General features: G+C 57.7%; 10 protein-coding genes, 2 tRNA genes and 3 rRNA genes. 3 read left to right on the top strand and 12 right to left on the bottom strand.

Translation table 11 applies throughout. The features are described 5' to 3' along the window. Positions 1-112: 112 nt before the first annotated feature. Both rimI and JOE32_RS20580 read right to left on the bottom strand, forming a co-directional pair. The gene (gene rimI / locus JOE32_RS20585) at positions 113-565 is read right to left on the bottom strand and encodes a ribosomal protein S18-alanine N-acetyltransferase (RefSeq protein WP_005784514.1); all 453 of its coding nucleotides are present in this window, start codon (positions 563-565) and stop codon (positions 113-115) included. Continuing rightward, entirely contained in the window at positions 558-1301 is a 744-nt protein-coding gene (locus JOE32_RS20580; RefSeq protein ID WP_209990643.1) for an energy transducer TonB, read from the bottom strand. Before JOE32_RS20580 ends, rimI begins: the two co-directional genes overlap by 8 nt. Before the next feature lie 187 nt (positions 1302-1488). Between JOE32_RS20580 and mksB the strand changes: the two genes are divergently transcribed. Genes mksB through mksF form a run of 3 tightly spaced genes read left to right on the top strand, consistent with a single transcriptional unit; the run spans position 1489 to position 6291 of the window. After that, the gene (mksB, locus tag JOE32_RS20575; protein ID WP_209988208.1) at positions 1489-2766 is read left to right on the top strand and encodes an Mks condensin complex protein MksB; all 1278 of its coding nucleotides are present in this window, start codon (positions 1489-1491) and stop codon (positions 2764-2766) included. Further along, positions 2756-3463 carry an Mks condensin complex protein MksE gene (mksE, locus tag JOE32_RS20570; protein WP_003232858.1) on the top strand — a complete coding sequence of 236 codons (708 nt, stop codon included), beginning with the start codon at positions 2756-2758 and terminating at the stop codon, positions 3461-3463. Before mksB ends, mksE begins: the two co-directional genes overlap by 11 nt. Next, entirely contained in the window at positions 3460-6291 is a 2832-nt protein-coding gene (gene mksF / locus JOE32_RS20565) for an Mks condensin complex protein MksF (RefSeq protein ID WP_209988205.1), read from the top strand. The genes mksE and mksF overlap by 4 nt, the downstream gene beginning before the upstream one ends. 161 nt (positions 6292-6452) lie before the next feature. Here the strand turns inward: mksF and JOE32_RS20560 are convergent, their stop codons facing one another. The 10 genes from JOE32_RS20560 to JOE32_RS20515 form a co-directional block, all read right to left on the bottom strand. Further along, positions 6453-8756 carry an MlaD family protein gene (locus JOE32_RS20560; protein ID WP_209988202.1) on the bottom strand — a complete coding sequence of 768 codons (2304 nt, stop codon included), beginning with the start codon at positions 8754-8756 and terminating at the stop codon, positions 6453-6455. Further along, positions 8749-9372 carry a paraquat-inducible protein A gene (locus JOE32_RS20555; protein WP_209988199.1) on the bottom strand — a complete coding sequence of 208 codons (624 nt, stop codon included), beginning with the start codon at positions 9370-9372 and terminating at the stop codon, positions 8749-8751. The genes JOE32_RS20560 and JOE32_RS20555 overlap by 8 nt, the downstream gene beginning before the upstream one ends. Beyond that, a complete protein-coding gene (locus tag JOE32_RS20550) occupies positions 9359-10018 on the bottom strand; it encodes a paraquat-inducible protein A (RefSeq protein WP_209988196.1) in 660 nt (219 codons plus the stop codon). The genes JOE32_RS20555 and JOE32_RS20550 overlap by 14 nt, the downstream gene beginning before the upstream one ends. Positions 10019-10172: 154 nt before the next feature. Continuing rightward, a 5S ribosomal RNA gene (gene rrf, locus JOE32_RS20545) occupies positions 10173-10288 on the bottom strand. Between the two features lie 172 nt (positions 10289-10460). After that, positions 10461-13352: ribosomal RNA gene (locus JOE32_RS20540) — 23S ribosomal RNA — on the bottom strand. Between the two features lie 237 nt (positions 13353-13589). Then, positions 13590-13665, bottom strand: a tRNA-Ala gene (locus JOE32_RS20535). A 10-nt stretch (positions 13666-13675) separates the two neighbouring features. Beyond that, positions 13676-13752 (bottom strand) — tRNA-Ile (locus JOE32_RS20530). A gap of 82 nt (positions 13753-13834) precedes the next feature. After that, positions 13835-15371 (bottom strand): 16S ribosomal RNA (locus JOE32_RS20525). The 16S, 23S and 5S rRNA genes sit together here with 2 tRNA genes alongside, the layout of an rRNA operon. Positions 15372-15984: 613 nt before the next feature. Then, the gene (locus JOE32_RS20520) at positions 15985-17478 is read right to left on the bottom strand and encodes a CoA-acylating methylmalonate-semialdehyde dehydrogenase (RefSeq protein ID WP_209988193.1); all 1494 of its coding nucleotides are present in this window, start codon (positions 17476-17478) and stop codon (positions 15985-15987) included. 39 nt (positions 17479-17517) lie between these two features. After that, positions 17518-18867 carry an aspartate aminotransferase family protein gene (locus JOE32_RS20515; protein WP_209988188.1) on the bottom strand — a complete coding sequence of 450 codons (1350 nt, stop codon included), beginning with the start codon at positions 18865-18867 and terminating at the stop codon, positions 17518-17520. Positions 18868-18970 lie beyond the last annotated feature (103 nt).

Raw genomic sequence — 18970 nt, 5'->3', positions numbered from 1 at the left:
CTGTTAGCCATGTGGGAGGGGGCTTGCCCGCGATAGCAGGGTGTCAGTTACTTGATAAGTCGCTGATACACCGCCATCGGGAGCAAGCCCCCTCCCACACTGATCCATGTGTTCAGTCGACGAGCGTGCAGGCCATAACGACTGCGTCTTCGCGGCCGCCGACAGCCGGGTAGTAATCGCGCCGACGCCCAATCTCATTGAAGCCATAACGCTCATACAACCGGAACGCCCCGGTATTGCTGTCGCGCACTTCCAGGAAACACTCTCGCGCACTGGCGGCATACGCGCGGGACATCAAGTGTTCCAGCAATGCCAGGCCCAGGCCACGCCCCTGGTTCTCCGGTTTGACGGTGATATTGAGCAAATGGGCTTCATCCAGAATGATCTGCACCACACCGTGCCCCACCTGCTGCTCACCCTCGAACATCAGCCAGATCTGGTACTTGCCCAGCCCATCGAGAAAGATGCCGCGCGTCCAGGGATGGCTGAACGCCGCGTATTCGATTTTCAGCACGGCGTCGAGGTCGGCCTCGGTCATCGGGCGGAAGGATAAAGCCTCACTCATCGGTTGTTTTCCAGCGCGCCATCAGCCGGCGCATGGCTTGCCAGACATCAGCCTTACGCTGTGGCTCTTCCATTAATAATTCCAGGCCCGGCAGGGCCCACACCGAGCCCAGGCCTTCGACCTGCAGTTCGCGGTACCAGGCTTCGGCGTTGGCCTCGCCGGCAAAGCGCACGGCGGGCAGGCCGATCAGCCACAGGCACACGCAGGGTTCGTCTTCCAGGCGTGCCGAGACAAAACCTTGCACAAAATCCCGCGCGGCGTCCGGGCCCTGATCCATGGTGCCGCGCACCAGCAACGGCCAGCGCACCGGGTCGCCGACGATCTGCGGGCTGTCGGGCAGGCCGGCGGCGCGCAGCATGTCCTTGAGCAGCATGTAGGCCGGGTCGCGGGTCTGGAAGCGCTCGCCGGTGGGCAGTTCCACCAGCAGCAGGCAACGCCCGGCTCGCAGCAGTTGCAGGGCAAAACGCGGCGGCGGCACCACTGGCGCCTTGGCCACCGACGTCGTGTCTTCGGCCACCATCGGTTTGGTCACTGGCGAGGGGCGCGGCACTTCGATTTTGGCCCGTTCGACCACCGGCCGCACCTCGGGCACAGGCTTGACCACCGCAACCGGCGCAGCGGCCTCCTCGCCCGAGGCGTCGAACGCCTCATAGGGCTCAGGCGCCTGCAACAACGCGGGCCGCGACGGTGCGGCAAACGGCAGTTCGGTGCGGGGCAGCCAGTTGACCACCTGCATGGCGGTCAAGTAAGCGCGACGTCGGGACTCGATAAGCACAGCTCGGCCACTTGTGGATAAGTAAAGAGCGGGGATTCTACCGCTGTTCGGCAACAATCGCCCACTGCGCGCTGACCGGCTGTGGATAAATCCCACTCCCGATGCAGTACAATCGCGACCTTTAATCGCCAACCAGCCGGCCTTTCCCATGATCGAACCCAAGCGCGTCCTGCGCGCCCTCGCCGAACACTGGGCCTTGCTTGAGCCACTGTGCGAACACTTCGACCAAGGCACCCTGAGCCTGGGCGAGCTGCGCGCGCAATTGGCCGCCCAACAACTGGACAGCACGCCCCAGGACATCACCAGCCTGCTGGATGTGTGGATTCGCCTGGACATCCTAGTGCCTGTGGCCAAGAGCCCGAACCGTTTCGAGCTCAACGCACAGATCCACGACTTCCTCGCCTATTTGCGCAAAGAGCACCGGCTTGGCCTGTGCCTGGAAATCGAAGCCTACCTGCGCCACCTCGAGCGTCTGGCCGGCTATATCCAGGACGCCTTTGACATCCGTGACGGCCACGACCTGGCCCGGCAATTGCGCCTGCTGGACATGCGCGTGCGCGACGTGCTGAAAAAACTCGCCAACGACGAACAAGCCCTGGCGGCCGTGGCCGACCGCGCCAAGACCAGCGACCGGCAGATCCCGTTGCGCCAGCGTTACGCCGAGGTCTTGGCGACCTGGGATGAATACGTCGAACCGATGATCCAGTTGGTGAACGCCGACGGCGCCTTCGAGCAAGGCGTGCGCAAGGTCGAGAATGTGCTGCTGCGCATGCTCACCGAGCAACAGCGCCTCGGCCACTTGGTGGACGACGACATGCTGCTGCGTACCCACGCGCGCATCCTCGAAATGCAGACCAGCGCCCAGTTGACCCTGCGTCACGCCCGCGAACTGCTGTTGCCGTTGCGTGAGGAGGCACGCCGCCACAACGCAGTGACCCGTGGCGCGGCGCTGGCCCTGTCGGCGATCCGCCGCAAAGGTCTGGACGCGGTGCCGCAGGCAGCGATGCCGCTGTTCACCCGGCCGCAAAGCACCTTTCTGGGCAGTGCCAGCCAGGTCGAGGCCTACGTGTATGCCCTGGCGAATTTCGAGCCGAAACCGGCGCGTTTCCCCAAGGCGCACACATCCCACAAGGGTCAGGCGCAACGCGCGCCGCGCACGGTCAAGGAAATGCTCGAACGCTGCGAAGACGCACTGCCGATGCCCGACCTGATGACCTGGCTGCTGGAGCAGGAACCGGACGGCGCCACCGACGAATTGCTGTACTGGTTCTCCCGCCTCTCGCGCGAAAAACGCTTCAAGCGCGAACGCCTGGAACGCCGCGATTACCACACACACGAGCACCAGGTCAGCCTGCGCTCATTCGCCCTGCTCCCGGCCGGCACAGACGCCGCCGAGCAACCTGCGAGTACACCTTATGCATCTTGATCTATCCGAACTGTCCCAACTGGCGCCGATCTTTCGTGAGCTGTTCAAGGGTTACCACGTCAGCCGCCGCGACCCGGAGCTGTACGCGCAACTGTCGAACTTCCAGGACCAGTACCGCACGCTGTTCAAAGCCCTGGGCTTTGAGCTGGTGTGCGACACCCGTGGTTTTTATTACTTCGTGCCCGACTCCGCCATCGCCAGTGCGCAGGTCAACAAGACCGCCCAGCGTCTGGCGCTGTTCACCTTCATCATCGTCGAACACCTGGCCGACCAGGGCCGCGACCCGATCGCCGTGCTCGACGGCGGCAGCCTGGGCCGTGATGAACTGCCGTCGCTGCTGGATAAATACCGCGACCTGTTTATCCAGGCCGAAGTGCAGACTCAGGAAGAACTCGAAGAAAAAATAATGCGCCGCATGACCCAGCTGGGTTTTGCCAGCGAAGACAACGGCATCTATCGCTTCCTGCCGCCGATGCATCGCTTCCTCGACGTGTGCCTGTCGGTGCAGCAGGACCGCGACCTTGCCGCCAGCGTGCACAGCGTGTTGCCATTGCCAGCGCCGGTAATCATTGACGAAGACAGCGATGAAAAACTGCTGAAGACCGATGACCCGCTGGACTTGAGCGACTTCGAGGAAGAAAGCGAAGAAGACGCCCTGGCGCGTGCCATTGCCGAAGAACAGGAGACCGATGCATGAGCAAGCAACGCTACGGCATCCGCCGCTTCGCCCTATTGAACACCGCCGGTTACAGCCTGGGCCTGTTCCCGCTGGAAGAGCCGCTGTCGGTATACGGCGCGAACAACCTGGGCAAATCCGCCTCGATCAACGCCCTGCAGTTTCCGATTCTGGCGCGCATGTCGGACATGAGTTTCGGCAAGTACACCCTCGAGCAATCGCGGCGCTTCTACTTCGCCACTGACACCAGCTACATCCTCGTGGAAGTCTCGCTGCCCCACGGCCCCCATGTGATTGGCGTGGTCGGGCGCGGCCCGGGTGGCGGTTTCGGTCACCAGTTCTTCGCCTATGCCGGCAAGCTGGACCTGGCGCACTACCAGAAGAACGACACCTGCCTGCGGCAGAAAGAGCTGTTCACCAACCTTGAGAAAGAGGGCCTCAAGGCCTACGAACTCAAGCCGGATGAACTGCGGCGTTTGCTGGTGGGCGGTCACACGTCGATCCCGCTGGACCTGACGCTGATCCCGCTGCGCTCCACCAGTGAGCAGAGCCTGAAGACTTTCCGCGCGCTGTTTATCAACCTGCTGCACATGCGCGAAATCACCGCGGCCAAACTCAAGCAACTGTTCCTTGATGCCTTCGAACACAGCCTGCGTTCCGGCAGCGTGGATTACATCGCAGCGTGTGAAGAGGCCTTCCGCGACGTACGACGCATGGAGCAGGACTACAACTCGCTGGTGGCTGCCGGGCCATTGGTCGAAGCGCTGGCCAATGGCGTGCGGCAACGCGATGTGTTGCGCGGCAAGTTGCACCGCCTCTCACCGCTATTGGACTCGCTACTGGGCACCTGGTCGGACTACGCCAGTGCGCGCAAGGAAGAGCTGACCATCCAGGCCGAGCACTACCGCAATGAACAGGATGCGCTGCAACATGACCAGCGCGGCGGCACCCAGGAGCTGATGCGCCTGGAGCGGGAGATCAGCGGCATCCAGCGCTGGCTGGGCGAGCTGTCGGTGCTCAAGCATCGCTTTGCGCTGGTGGACGACGTGAAGATGCTGGAGCAGCAGTTGCTCGCGGCCAAGGATGCTCACGATGAATTGGCGGGTGCGCTGGCGCAGTCGCGGCAGTTCAGCGCCGAGGATCTGGACGAACGTCTGCGCGACCTGGAAAAACGCCTGAAGTCGGTCAAACAGCAGCTTGATCACGCGGACAACAACAGCTACGCCAAGCTGCGCGAAGAATTCTCACAGCAGGACGTCGAGCGTCTGATGCGGCTGTTCAACAGTTCGCTGTTCAGCCTGCCATTGGGTGAACAGGGCATCACGCTGGATGAAGACGGCCACTGGGTCAAATCCCTGGAGCGGATCCTCGATGGCTTCAAGGGCGAGCGCTTTGAGGTGCCGGGGCTGTCCATCGACATCTCGCACATCGAACCACCCGCGTTGCAGGCGTTGGCGGATCGCGCGGCACTGCGCGATCAAAAAGAGCGTCTGGAAAAAGAACTCAAGCAACTCAAGACTCAGCAGGCTGTGGCGTCCGATCGCGCAGCCAGCAAGACCCAGACCGAGGCGCTGTACCAGCAGGTGCTGGATGCGCAAAAAGCCCTGGAAGATTTCCGTCGCGCGCAGACTCTGAGCGCCGAAGAAGGCGAGAAGCTCCAACAGCTGGCGCAGATGGAGGCGGCGCAGGATGAGTTGAAGCGTTCCAGCGATGCGTTCACCGAGCGTGTCCAGCAATTGTCGGCCAAGCTGCAACTGGTCGGCCGCCAGATTGGCGATATGGAAGCCAAACAGCGCACCCTGGATGACGCCTTGCGCCGTCGCCAGCTGCTGCCGGCGGACTTGCCGTTCGGCACGCCGTTCATGGACCCGGTCGACGATTCCATGGACAACCTGCTGCCGCTGCTCAATGACTATCAGGACAGCTGGCAGGGCTTGCTGCGTGCCGATGGCCAGATTGAAGCGTTGTACGCTCAGGTGCGGCTCAAGGGCGTGGCCAAGTTCGACAGCGAGGATGACGTGGAGCGTCGTCTGCAACTGCTGATCAACGCTTATGCGCACCGCACCGATGAGGCGCTGACGCTGGGCAAGGCGCGGCGGGCGGCAGTCACCGATATCGCGCGGACCTTGCGCAATATCCGCAGCGACTACGACAGCCTGGAACACCAACTGGCGCTGTTCAATCGCGAGATCAACAAGCGACAGGTCTCCAACCTGCAAAGCTTCCGCATCGTGCTGGCACCGAACAAGGAGGCGCTCAAGCATATCGACCAGATCATCCATAGCGCCGGTCAGTATGAGGAAGGCGAGACGCTGTCGGTGTTCGACCTCAGTCAGAGCGCCGAGCAGGACAACAAGAACGAAGAGGCCAAGGAATACCTGGCGCGCCTGGTGGCGGCCAACCATAACCAGTTGGGCCTCAAGGACCTGTTCGAACTCGCGTTCGAGATCACCAAGGTGAACGGCCAGCCGGTGATTCACACCGACATTGATGGCGCCGCGTCCAATGGCACCACCATGACCATCAAGGCGCTGACCAACATGTACCTGTTGCTGCACTTGATGGACCGCGACCAGGCCGGGCGCGTGCGCTTGCCGTACTACCTCGACGAGGCAGCCGATATCGACGAGAAGAACCAGGCGGCGTTGCTGGAGACCAGTTTGCAATTGGGCTTCGTGCCGATCCTGGCGAGTGTGAAGCCGCAGGTGTCCGCCCAGGTGGCCATCGACCTGGAAGGCGGCAGCGGGCCGAACGGGATCTACATTGATGAAGCAGATTGGAAGTACATCCGGCGTCATGATGAGGTGAAGGCGACGGTGATTGCGCAGGCGGAGTTGGATGAGGTCTGACGTCGTGCGTTGAAATGCAAAAAAGGCCGCGATCTATGGATCGCGGCCTTTTTTTGTGGTGCTGCAGAGGGCCTCATCGGGGGCAAGCCCCTTCCCACACTTTGAACTGTGAACACCGTCAAATGTGGGAGGGGGCTTGCTCCCGATAACCGCGCCTCGGTTTATTTGCCCAATGGAATCTTGGGCGCCCAGGTCAGCCACTCATCCTCAAATTTGTCGAACAACGGGAAGGTCTGCTGCGGCCGCGCCGCATTGCCCATCCGCTCGCCATCCGGCGTGGCGAAGGCGATACCGCCGGCGACCAACGTCTCCAGGGATTCGGTGCGCACCGTCGCGCCCTTGAACAAGCCGAAGTCCACGCCAAAACCACTGGTGTTCCAAAAGCGGCTGCCGCTGCGAACCAACGGTGCGTACTTGGGCTCGATCAGGATGTGCACCAGCACGCGGTCGGCAGTCTGGCCCAGCTCGTAGCCGGTGACCTTGCCCACGGTGACTTCGCGGTAGGTCACCGGTACGCCTTCCTTCAGTGAGCCACGACGCGCGGCACTGAGCACCAGACTCAAGCCTTGCTCCTGGCGCACGGCCTCGGGCGGCTGGGCCAGGGCGACGAAGTTTTTCTGCGGGCCTGCGTTTTTCGTCGCAGGCTGCACTTCGATGTATTGCCCGGTCACCAGGGTTTCCAGGTTGGCGGTTTTCATCAGGCCCAGTTCCGGCTTGACCACCCAGAACTGGCTGCCGGCACGTGCGATGCGGTCGGCCACCTGGGTGATGCGTGCGCCGAGCAGCACCGATTGCATGTCCGCACTCAGATTGACACTTTCGATCTTGCCCACGTCCAGCCCTTTGAAACGCACCGCCGTGCCGGGGCGCAGGCCATCGGCGCGATCAACCTTGATAGTCACCAGAGTGCCGTGCTGATTGGCGGCTTCGCGATCGGGGTACAGACGGAAGCGCGGAATGTGTTTTTTCAGCGGCACATTCGGCTCAGGCGTTTCGAACGCGATACCGCCGGCCATCAGGCTCGCCAGGGATTCACTCTTGACCTGGATGCCGCCAGTGAGGCCACCGGTCAGGGTGACGCCGCTGGCATTCCAGAAACGCGTCGAGCCGTTGACCAGGTTCTCGTATTCTTTCTCGATATGTACGCCAATCACCAGTTGCTTGTTCTTGCGCGAGAACTGGTAGCTCTGCACCGAACCGACCTTGACCTGCTTGTAGAGAATCGGGCTGCCGACATCCAGGGAGCCGAGGTTGTCGGTAAACAACACCATGTGCAAACCAGGGGAACGCAGATCCAGCGGAGGCGCCTTCGCGCGGGCGACATACTCGCGCTGCGGCGCAGTACCTTTGTCGCCTGGGCGGATGGCGATGTAGTTACCTTTGACCAGGGCTTCCAGGCCGGTGATGCCAGCGAGGGAGATGGATGGCTTGACCACCCAGAATTGGGTGTCTTGGACCAGATAGTCTTCGGCCAATGGGTCGAGGGTCAGTTCGGCGCTGGCACTGGACAGGTCCGGGTCGATCTTCAGGGTTTTCAGGCTGCCGACCTGGATGCCTTTGTACATCACCGGCGTGCGGCCGGCCTGCAGGCCTTCGAAGTCGCTGAGCTTGACCTTGACTCGGATGCCGGCGGCGGCGGCGTCGAAATCTTCGTACAGACGGAATGGCAGGCTGGGATCGGTGGGCGGGCTGTCCTTGCGATTCTCGGGGGTGGCAAAGGCAATACCACCGGCGACGATGCTGGACAACGACTCGCTGCGCACCTTCACGCCGGACAGGTTGGCGTCGATGCTGATGCCGCTGGCGTTCCAGAAGCGCGTATGTTTACGCACCAGGTGGGCGTAGGTCGGTTCGATATAGAGCTTGATCTCGACGGTGCTCTGGTCTTCGGACAACAGGTAGCTTTTAACCTGGCCGACCTGGATCTGCTTGTAGAACACCGGGCTGCCACGGTTGAGCGAGCCGAGGCGATCTGCCTTGACGGTGATGTGCAAGCCGGGCTTGGCGTCGGACAGCGGCGGCTCTTCGGAGAGCGCCTTGAATTTGCGGGTGGGCTCGCCGTCGCCAGGGCTGGCGGCGATGTAGTTACCCGACACAAGGGTTTCCAGGCCAGTGATGCCGGCCAGCGTTACGCTGGGCTTGACCAGCCAGAAGCGGGTATTGGTCTTAAGGTATTGCTCAACGTCCTTGCCCATCTCGATGGTGGCAATTACCCCCCGATTGTTGCCCTCGTCGTCGAGCGCCAAGGCTTTGACCTTGCCCACAGGCATGCCTTTGTACACAACCTCGGTCTTGTTGACCTGGATGCCTTCACCGCTTTCAAAGCGCACCTGGATCTCGATGCCCTGCTGGGAATAGGCGCGCCATCCGAGCCAGCCGCCGATGATCAGCGCAATCAGGGGCAACACCCAAATGGCTGACCAGTTGGAGGCTGGGCGGGTTTTAGCTTTAGGCAAATCACTCATGGTCGTCGTCCGACTCCGTGTTATCCCAAATCAGTCGGGGATCGAAAGTTACTGCGGCGAGCATCGTCAAGATCACCACACTGGCGAATGCCGCAGCGCCGAGATTGGCCTCAACGCTGGCGAGCCGCCCAAAGTTTACGACCGCCACCAGGATGGCGATCACGAAGATATCCAGCATGGACCAGCGGCCAATGAATTCGATAAAGCGGTACATGACAATGCGTTGTTGTGCGGACAGCGGTTGGTGACGCTGCACCGAGAACAGTAGCAGACCAATGCCCACCAACTTGAACGTCGGCACCAGAATACTGGCGATGAACACCACGGCAGCAATAGGAAACATCCCATGCTGCACCAGCTGGATCACACCGGCCATGATGGTACTGGGCTCGCCCTGGCCGAGTGAGTTGACGGTCATAATGGGCAACAGGTTGGCGGGGATATAGAGGATCGCCGCAGTGATCAGCAGTGCCCATGTGCGGGTTAGGCTGTTGGGCCGACGCGGATGAATCAACGCACCACAGCGGGTGCACGTTTGTTCATCGGTATCCGGCTCTTGCGTATTCAGCTCGTGACATTCGGTACACACCAGAATGCCTGCATCAATCGCCCGCATGATCATCCTCTCCTGACAACGCCTGCCAGATCTGGTGGGGCGACATCACCACCTCAAGCAGAACCTGAACCACTAATAGACTGATGAAACAAACGAGACCCACACCCACCGTGATGGAAGCCATGTCGGCGAGCTTGACGATCGCGACCAGCACGCCCATCAGATAGACCTCCAACATCCCCCAATCTTTCATGTGATGGTAGATGCGGTATAGCAGCAGCCCGTAATTACGGCCGATCTTCCAGCGAATGCTGAGCAGCACGGCCAATTGGCAGAGCAGCTTGAGCAACGGAATACCCATGCTGCACAGGAACACCACAATTGCGACGCCTTGCATGCCCGTATCGAACAGGCCGACGACGCCGGTCCACACTGTGTCCTCTGACGTCTGCCCGAGTAGATTGAGCTGCATGATGGGCAGAAAGTTCGCGGGGATGTACAGCAATAGCGCAGCAATCACCAAAGCGAGGCTGCGCTCAATGACATTGTGGCGGTGAGCGTACAGCTCATAACCGCAACGTGGGCATTCTGCCTTTTCGCCTCGTGCGAGCACAGGCTTACGCATCAGTAAGTCGCATTCATGGCATGCCACCAGATCGTCCAGTGGTAAGTCAGCCACCTGTGGGGCATCAACCGGCTCGGGCATGGATAGGGCTCTTACTCTAAAAAAGGTTAGGCGCCTATTCTAGTGGTCTGGTTCAGAAATAACTGTGCAATTTTATAGGCGAAGGCTTACTTGACTTTCCAACCGCCCAAAACAAAACCCCATCTGCTTTCGCAAATGGGGTTTCGGAATTTAATCTTGACGATGACCTACTCTCACATGGGGAAACCCCACACTACCATCGGCGATGCATCGTTTCACTACTGAGTTCGGGATGGGATCAGGTGGTTCCAATGCTCTATGGTCGTCAAGAAATTCGGGTACTGAGTCGCGGCCAGACGGCCTCGCTTCAGCAAATTGGGTATGTGACAGCTGTCGGTGTTTTGTGAGCGTCGAACTTTCGGTTCATCTCGTCTTCACACACCGCAATCTGATGCTTCTACTTGTTTCCAAGTCAGGAGTAGTCAAATTGCTTGGGTGTTATATGGTCAAGCCTCACGGGCAATTAGTATTGGTTAGCTCAACGCCTCACAGCGCTTACACACCCAACCTATCAACGTCGTAGTCTTCGACGGCCCTTTAGGGAACTCAAGGTTCCAGTGAGATCTCATCTTGAGGCTAGTTTCCCGCTTAGATGCTTTCAGCGGTTATCTATTCCGAACATAGCTACCCGGCAATGCCACTGGCGTGACAACCGGAACACCAGAGGTTCGTCCACTCCGGTCCTCTCGTACTAGGAGCAGCCCCTCTCAAATCTCAAACGTCCACGGCAGATAGGGACCGAACTGTCTCACGACGTTCTAAACCCAGCTCGCGTACCACTTTAAATGGCGAACAGCCATACCCTTGGGACCGGCTTCAGCCCCAGGATGTGATGAGCCGACATCGAGGTGCCAAACACCGCCGTCGATATGAACTCTTGGGCGGTATCAGCCTGTTATCCCCGGAGTACCTTTTATCCGTTGAGCGATGGCCCTTCCATACAGAACCACCGGATCACTAAGACCTACTTTCGTACCTGCTCGACGTGTCTGTCTCGCAGTCAAGCGCGCTTTTGCCTTTATACTCTACGACCGATTTCCGACCGGTCTGAGCGCACCTTCGTACTCCTCCGTTACTCTTTAGGAGGAGACCGCCCCAGTCAAACTACCCACCATACACTGTCCTCGATCCGGATAACGGACCTGAGTTAGAACCTCAAAGTTGCCAGGGTGGTATTTCAAGGTTGGCTCCACGCAGACTGGCGTCCACGCTTCAAAGCCTCCCACCTATCCTACACAAGCAAATTCAAAGTCCAGTGCAAAGCTATAGTAAAGGTTCACGGGGTCTTTCCGTCTAGCCGCGGATACACTGCATCTTCACAGCGATTTCAATTTCACTGAGTCTCGGGTGGAGACAGCGCCGCCATCGTTACGCCATTCGTGCAGGTCGGAACTTACCCGACAAGGAATTTCGCTACCTTAGGACCGTTATAGTTACGGCCGCCGTTTACCGGGGCTTCGATCAAGAGCTTCGCGTTAGCTAACCCCATCAATTAACCTTCCGGCACCGGGCAGGCGTCACACCCTATACGTCCACTTTCGTGTTTGCAGAGTGCTGTGTTTTTAATAAACAGTCGCAGCGGCCTGGTATCTTCGACCGGCATGAGCTTACGGAGCAAGTCCTTCACCCTCACCGGCGCACCTTCTCCCGAAGTTACGGTGCCATTTTGCCTAGTTCCTTCACCCGAGTTCTCTCAAGCGCCTTGGTATTCTCTACCCAACCACCTGTGTCGGTTTGGGGTACGGTTCCTGGTTACCTGAAGCTTAGAAGCTTTTCTTGGAAGCATGGCATCAACCACTTCGTGTTCTAAAAGAACACTCGTCATCAGCTCTCGGCCTTAAGATCCCGGATTTACCTAAGATCTCAGCCTACCACCTTAAACTTGGACAACCAACGCCAAGCTGGCCTAGCCTTCTCCGTCCCTCCATCGCAATAACCAGAAGTACAGGAATATTAACCTGTTTTCCATCGACTACGCTTTTCAGCCTCGCCTTAGGGACCGACTAACCCTGCGTCGATTAACGTTGCGCAGGAAACCTTGGTCTTTCGGCGTGGGTGTTTTTCACACCCATTGTCGTTACTCATGTCAGCATTCGCACTTCTGATACCTCCAGCAAGCTTCTCAACTCACCTTCACAGGCTTACAGAACGCTCCTCTACCGCATCACTTACGTGATACCCGTAGCTTCGGTGTATGGTTTGAGCCCCGTTACATCTTCCGCGCAGGCCGACTCGACTAGTGAGCTATTACGCTTTCTTTAAAGGGTGGCTGCTTCTAAGCCAACCTCCTAGCTGTCTAAGCCTTCCCACATCGTTTCCCACTTAACCATAACTTTGGGACCTTAGCTGACGGTCTGGGTTGTTTCCCTTTTCACGACGGACGTTAGCACCCGCCGTGTGTCTCCCATGCTCGGCACTTGTAGGTATTCGGAGTTTGCATCGGTTTGGTAAGTCGGGATGACCCCCTAGCCGAAACAGTGCTCTACCCCCTACAGTGATACATGAGGCGCTACCTAAATAGCTTTCGAGGAGAACCAGCTATCTCCGAGCTTGATTAGCCTTTCACTCCGATCCACAGGTCATCCGCTAACTTTTCAACGGTAGTCGGTTCGGTCCTCCAGTTAGTGTTACCCAACCTTCAACCTGCCCATGGATAGATCGCCCGGTTTCGGGTCTATTCCCAGCGACTAGACGCCCTATTAAGACTCGCTTTCGCTACGCCTCCCCTATTCGGTTAAGCTCGCCACTGAAAATAAGTCGCTGACCCATTATACAAAAGGTACGCAGTCACCCAACAAAGTGGGCTCCCACTGCTTGTACGCATACGGTTTCAGGATCTATTTCACTCCCCTCTCCGGGGTTCTTTTCGCCTTTCCCTCACGGTACTAGTTCACTATCGGTCAGTCAGTAGTATTTAGCCTTGGAGGATGGTCCCCCCATATTCAGACAAAGTTTCTCGTGCTCCGTCCTACTCGATTTCATGACTAAGAGATTTTCGCGTACAGGGCTATCACCCACTATGGCCGCACTTTCCAGAGCGTTCCGCTAATCTCAAAGCCACTTAAGGGCTAGTCCCCGTTCGCTCGCCACTACTAAGGGAATCTCGGTTGATTTCTTTTCCTCAGGGTACTTAGATGTTTCAGTTCCCCTGGTTCGCCTCTTACGCCTATGTATTCAGCGTAAGATAACCATCTTATGATGGCTGGGTTCCCCCATTCAGACATCTCCGGATCAAAGTCTGTTTGCCGACTCCCCGAAGCTTTTCGCAGGCTACCACGTCTTTCATCGCCTCTGACTGCCAAGGCATCCACCGTATGCGCTTCTTCACTTGACCATATAACCCCAAGCAATCTGGTTATACTGTGAAGACAACATTCGCCGAAAATTCGAATTTCTCAGTTAAGAGAACTCACAAATTTTACCTTAGCCTGATCCGTTACCAGTGAAAGTAACGTTCAGTCTATCTTTCTATCACATACCCAAATTTTTAAAGAACGATCTAATCAAAGACTAGAAATCAATATTCACTTCAGAATATTCATTTCTAAACTCTAACAGCAGAAGCAGTTAATGGTGGAGCCAAACGGGATCGAACCGTTGACCTCCTGCGTGCAAGGCAGGCGCTCTCCCAGCTGAGCTATGGCCCCATAACAAAATTGGTGGGTCTGGGCAGATTCGAACTGCCGACCTCACCCTTATCAGGGGTGCGCTCTAACCAACTGAGCTACAGACCCAATTTCGGGCTGCTTCTTATCGTCTTCTTCAATGAATCAAGCAATTCGTGTGGGAACTTATGGAGCAGCTGATGTCGTCGATTAAGGAGGTGATCCAGCCGCAGGTTCCCCTACGGCTACCTTGTTACGACTTCACCCCAGTCATGAATCACACCGTGGTAACCGTCCTCCCGAAGGTTAGACTAGCTACTTCTGGTGCAACCCACTCCCATGGTGTGACGGGCGGTGTGTACAAGGCCCGGGAACGTATTCACCGCGACATTCTGATTCGCGATTACTAGCGATTCCGACTTCACGCAGTCGAGTTGCAGACTGCGATCCGGACTACGATCGGTTTTGTGGGATTAGCTCCACCTCGCGGCTTGGCAACCCTCTGTACCGACCATTGTAGCACGTGTGTAGCCCAGGCCGTAAGGGCCATGATGACTTGACGTCATCCCCACCTTCCTCCGGTTTGTCACCGGCAGTCTCCTTAGAGTGCCCACCATTACGTGCTGGTAACTAAGGACAAGGGTTGCGCTCGTTACGGGACTTAACCCAACATCTCACGACACGAGCTGACGACAGCCATGCAGCACCTGTCTCAATGTTCCCGAAGGCACCAATCTATCTCTAGAAAGTTCATTGGATGTCAAGGCCTGGTAAGGTTCTTCGCGTTGCTTCGAATTAAACCACATGCTCCACCGCTTGTGCGGGCCCCCGTCAATTCATTTGAGTTTTAACCTTGCGGCCGTACTCCCCAGGCGGTCAACTTAATGCGTTAGCTGCGCCACTAAAAGCTCAAGGCTTCCAACGGCTAGTTGACATCGTTTACGGCGTGGACTACCAGGGTATCTAATCCTGTTTGCTCCCCACGCTTTCGCACCTCAGTGTCAGTATTAGTCCAGGTGGTCGCCTTCGCCACTGGTGTTCCTTCCTATATCTACGCATTTCACCGCTACACAGGAAATTCCACCACCCTCTACCATACTCTAGTCAGTCAGTTTTGAATGCAGTTCCCAGGTTGAGCCCGGGGATTTCACATCCAACTTAACAAACCACCTACGCGCGCTTTACGCCCAGTAATTCCGATTAACGCTTGCACCCTCTGTATTACCGCGGCTGCTGGCACAGAGTTAGCCGGTGCTTATTCTGTCGGTAACGTCAAAACAATCACGTATTAGGTAACTGCCCTTCCTCCCAACTTAAAGTGCTTTACAATCCGAAGACCTTCTTCACACACGCGGCATGGCTGGATCAGGCTTTCGCCCATTGTCCAATATTCCCCACTGCTGCCTCCCGTAGGAGTCTGGACCGTGTCTCAGTTCCAGTGTGACTGATCATCCTCTCAGACCAGTTACGGATCGTCGCCTTGGTGAGCCATTACCCCACCAACTAGCTAATCCGACCTAGGCTCATCTGATAGCGCAAGGCCCGAAGGTCCCCTGCTTTCTCCCGTAGGACGTATGCGGTATTAGCGTCCGTTTCCGAACGTTATCCCCCACTACCAGGCAGATTCCTAGGCATTACTCACCCGTCCGCCGCTCTCAAGAGAAGCAAGCTTCTCTCTACCGCTCGACTTGCATGTGTTAGGCCTGCCGCCAGCGTTCAATCTGAGCCATGATCAAACTCTTCAGTTCAAACATCTTTGGGTTTTTAAGAAACCCTAAACTTGGCTCAGCAATCGTTGGTTATTCTTTGATTTCTCGCGGAGTAACTTGTGATGCTGATAATCTTGTTGACTATCAGTCTGACTCCACAAGCACCCACACGAATTGCTTGATTCAGTTGTTAAAGAGCGGTTGGTTAAGATGTTTCGTCTCAACCGAGGCGCGCATTCTACAGCAGCCTCATTTGCTGTCAAGTGATTATTTTCAGAAGCTTTCGAAGAATTCTTCAACAACTTCAACCACTTGCGCTTCCGATCTCTCATCAGCGGGAGGCGAATTCTACAGCGTTACACGCTGCTGTCAACACCTCTTTTTCTCCGCTTTCGACCGAGAAGATCGAAACGTTAATAGCGCCAGACAACACCGCACTATCAACTTCTTCTGGACTTCGATGAACTGAAGCAACTCGCTGTCGAATCTTGCATAACTACTTGTTTACCAAGGAGTTTTCCGTTTCGACTGCGCCGGAAGTGGGGCGAATTATAGACTTCCAGAATCTGCCGTCAATACCTATTTTCATCTTTCTGTCATAAACCCCAAAAACAAAAAAAGCCGGCCCAAAGGGGCCGGCTTTCATCGCATCCTACAAACTAGGGAAAGCAAACTGCGACGCTTCATGACTGGCCCGCTGCGGCCAGCGCTGGGTGATCGCCTTGCGACGCGTATAAAAGCGCACCCCGTCGGGCCCATAGGCGTGCAAGTCACCAAACAGCGAACGCTTCCAGCCACCAAAGCTGTGATAGGCCACCGGCACCGGCAGTGGAACGTTCACACCCACCATGCCCACCTCAATTTCGTCACAGAACAAACGCGCCGCCTCCCCGTCACGGGTAAAGATGCACGTACCGTTGCCATACTCGTGATCGTTGATCAGTTGCATCGCCGCTTCCAGGCTGCTCACGCGCACTACGCACAGCACCGGCCCGAAGATCTCTTCCTTATAGATACGCATCTGGGGTGTCACACGGTCAAACAAACTGCCGCCCAAAAAGAAGCCCTGCTCATTCCCGGCAATGCTCAAGCCGCGCCCATCCACCACCAACTCAGCACCCGACGCCACGCCGTCTTCTATATAGCCGCTGACCTTGTCCCGTGCCTGCCCCGTCACCAATGGGCCCATATCCAGGCCGCACGTAGTGCCCGCACCAATCTTCAGCGCCTTGACCTGCGGCACAAGCTTGGCGATCAACGCATCCGCCACCTGGTCGCCCACGCACACCGCCACCGAGATCGCCATGCACCGCTCACCGCACGAACCATAGGCAGCGCCCATCAGGGCACTGACGGCGTTGTCCAGATCCGCGTCCGGCATCAGCACCGCATGGTTCTTCGCCCCGCCCAGCGCCTGCACGCGTTTACCGCGTCTGGTCGCCTCGGCATAAATGTACTCGGCAATCGGCGTCGAACCCACAAAGCTAAGCGCCTTGACCTCCGGCGCTTCAATCAAGGCATCCACCGCCCCTTTGTCGCCGTGCACCACACTGAGCACGCCCTTGGGCAAGCCGGCTTCCTGCAGCAATTGCGCGATCAACAGCGTTGAGCTCGGGTCACGCTCCGACGGTTTGAGGATGAAACAGTTACCGCACACGATCGCCAGCGGGTACATCCACAACGGCACCATCGCCGGAAAGTTGAACGGCGTAATACCGGCCACCACGCCCAACGGCTGGAAATCCGACCAGGCATCAATATTCGGCCCCACGTTGCGGCTGTACTCGCCCTTGAGAATTTCCGGCGCCGAACACGCGTACTCCACGTTCTCGATCCCGCGCTTCAACTCACCGGCGGCGTCTTCCAGCGTCTTGCCATGCTCCTCGCTGATCAGCTGCGCGATACGCGCCTCGTTCTGCTCCAGCAATTGCTTGAAACGAAACATCACCTGCGCCCGCTTGGCGGCTGGCGTATTGCGCCAGGCCGGGAAGGCGGCCTTGGCGGTGTCAATCGCACTTTGAATGGTTTCGCGACTGGCCAACGGCACCTGGTGGATGACCTGGCCGGTGGACGGGTTGTACACATCAGCCGTACGGCCGCTGTCGCTGACCCATTCACCGTTGATCAAATGCTGGATAACGCTCATGCAGGACTCCTGAAAATTGTTCTATAGAGAAGGAGAAAATCAATCGATCTTGCGCAGCACTTCGCCAACGGCATCAAACAAGCGGTCCAGGTCCTGCGCCTTGCTGTTGAACATTGGCCCGAACTGCAAGGTGTCTCCGCCAAAGCGCACATAGAAACCGGCCTTCCATAACGCGATACCCGCCTCGAAGGGACGCACAATCGCATCACCATCACGCGGCGCAATCTGGATGGCACCGGCCAGGCCATAGTTGCGGATGTCGACCACGTTCTTGCTGCCCTTCAAACCATGCAGCGCATTCTCGAAGTGAGGTGCGATGTCGGCCACGCTCTGCACCAGGTTTTCCTTCTGCAACAGGTCGAGTGCCGCCAGGCCCGCCGCGCAGGCCACGGGATGGGCCGAGTAGGTGTAGCCGTGGGGAAACTCCACCGCGTACTCCGGCGTCGCCTGGTTCATGAAGGTTTGATAGATCTCACTGCTGGCGACCACCGCTCCCATAGGGATTGCGCCGTTGGTAACTTGTTTGGCGATACACATCAGGTCCGGCGTCACGCCGAAACTGTCGGCGCCGAACATTGAGCCGGTACGGCCGAAACCGGTGATCACTTCATCGAACACCAGCAGGATATTGTGCTGATCGCAGATCTCGCGCAGACGCTTGAGGTACCCCTGTGGCGGCACCAGCACACCGGCTGAACCTGCCATCGGCTCGACAAATACGGCGGCGATATTCGAGGCGTCGTGCAACTCGATCAACTTGAGCAACTCATCGGCCAACGCAACGCCGCCCTGCTCCGGCATACCGCGGGAGAACGCATTGCTCGCCAGCAACGTGTGAGGCAGATGGTCAACATCCATCATGGCCTGACCAAACATCTTTCGGTTGCCATTAACCCCGCCCAGGCTGGTACCGGCAATATTCACACCGTGATAACCACGGGCGCGGCCGATCATCTTGGTCTTGGTCGCCTGGCCTTTCAGGCGCCAGTAGGCACGTACCATCTTCACCGCGGTATCGGCGCACTCGGAGCCCGAATCGGTGAAGAACACATGGTTCAGGTTGCCCGGGGTCAGCTCGGTAATCTTTTCCGCCAACTGGAAGGACAACGGATGACCGTATTGAAAGCCCGGCGAGTAGTCCAACGTGCCCAATTGTTTGGTCACCGCTTCCTGGATTTCCTTGCGCGTATGCCCGGCGCCGCAGGTCCACAGGCCCGACAGGGAGTCATACACCTGGCGCCCCTTGTCATCCGTCAACCAGCTACCTTGCGCTGCCACGATCAGGCGCGGGTCACGCTGGAAACTGCGATTGGCGGTATACGGCATCCAATGCGCATCCAGCTTCAACTGGCTGGCAAGGGACGATGGAGCGTTTTCGGGCATGTTCATCAGCAAAACCTCGCAGGGCAAACGGCAGCGTCGGGATCGATAAAGCGTAGTTGCGAGTAAATTGCCATGGCGATAAAGTCAATGAAATCCAACTTTTCTAACC

The organism is Pseudomonas sp. PvP025 (genome assembly GCF_017832155.1).
Taxonomy (GTDB): domain Bacteria; phylum Pseudomonadota; class Gammaproteobacteria; order Pseudomonadales; family Pseudomonadaceae; genus Aquipseudomonas.
This window is presented reverse-complemented; position numbering and strand designations above follow the sequence as displayed.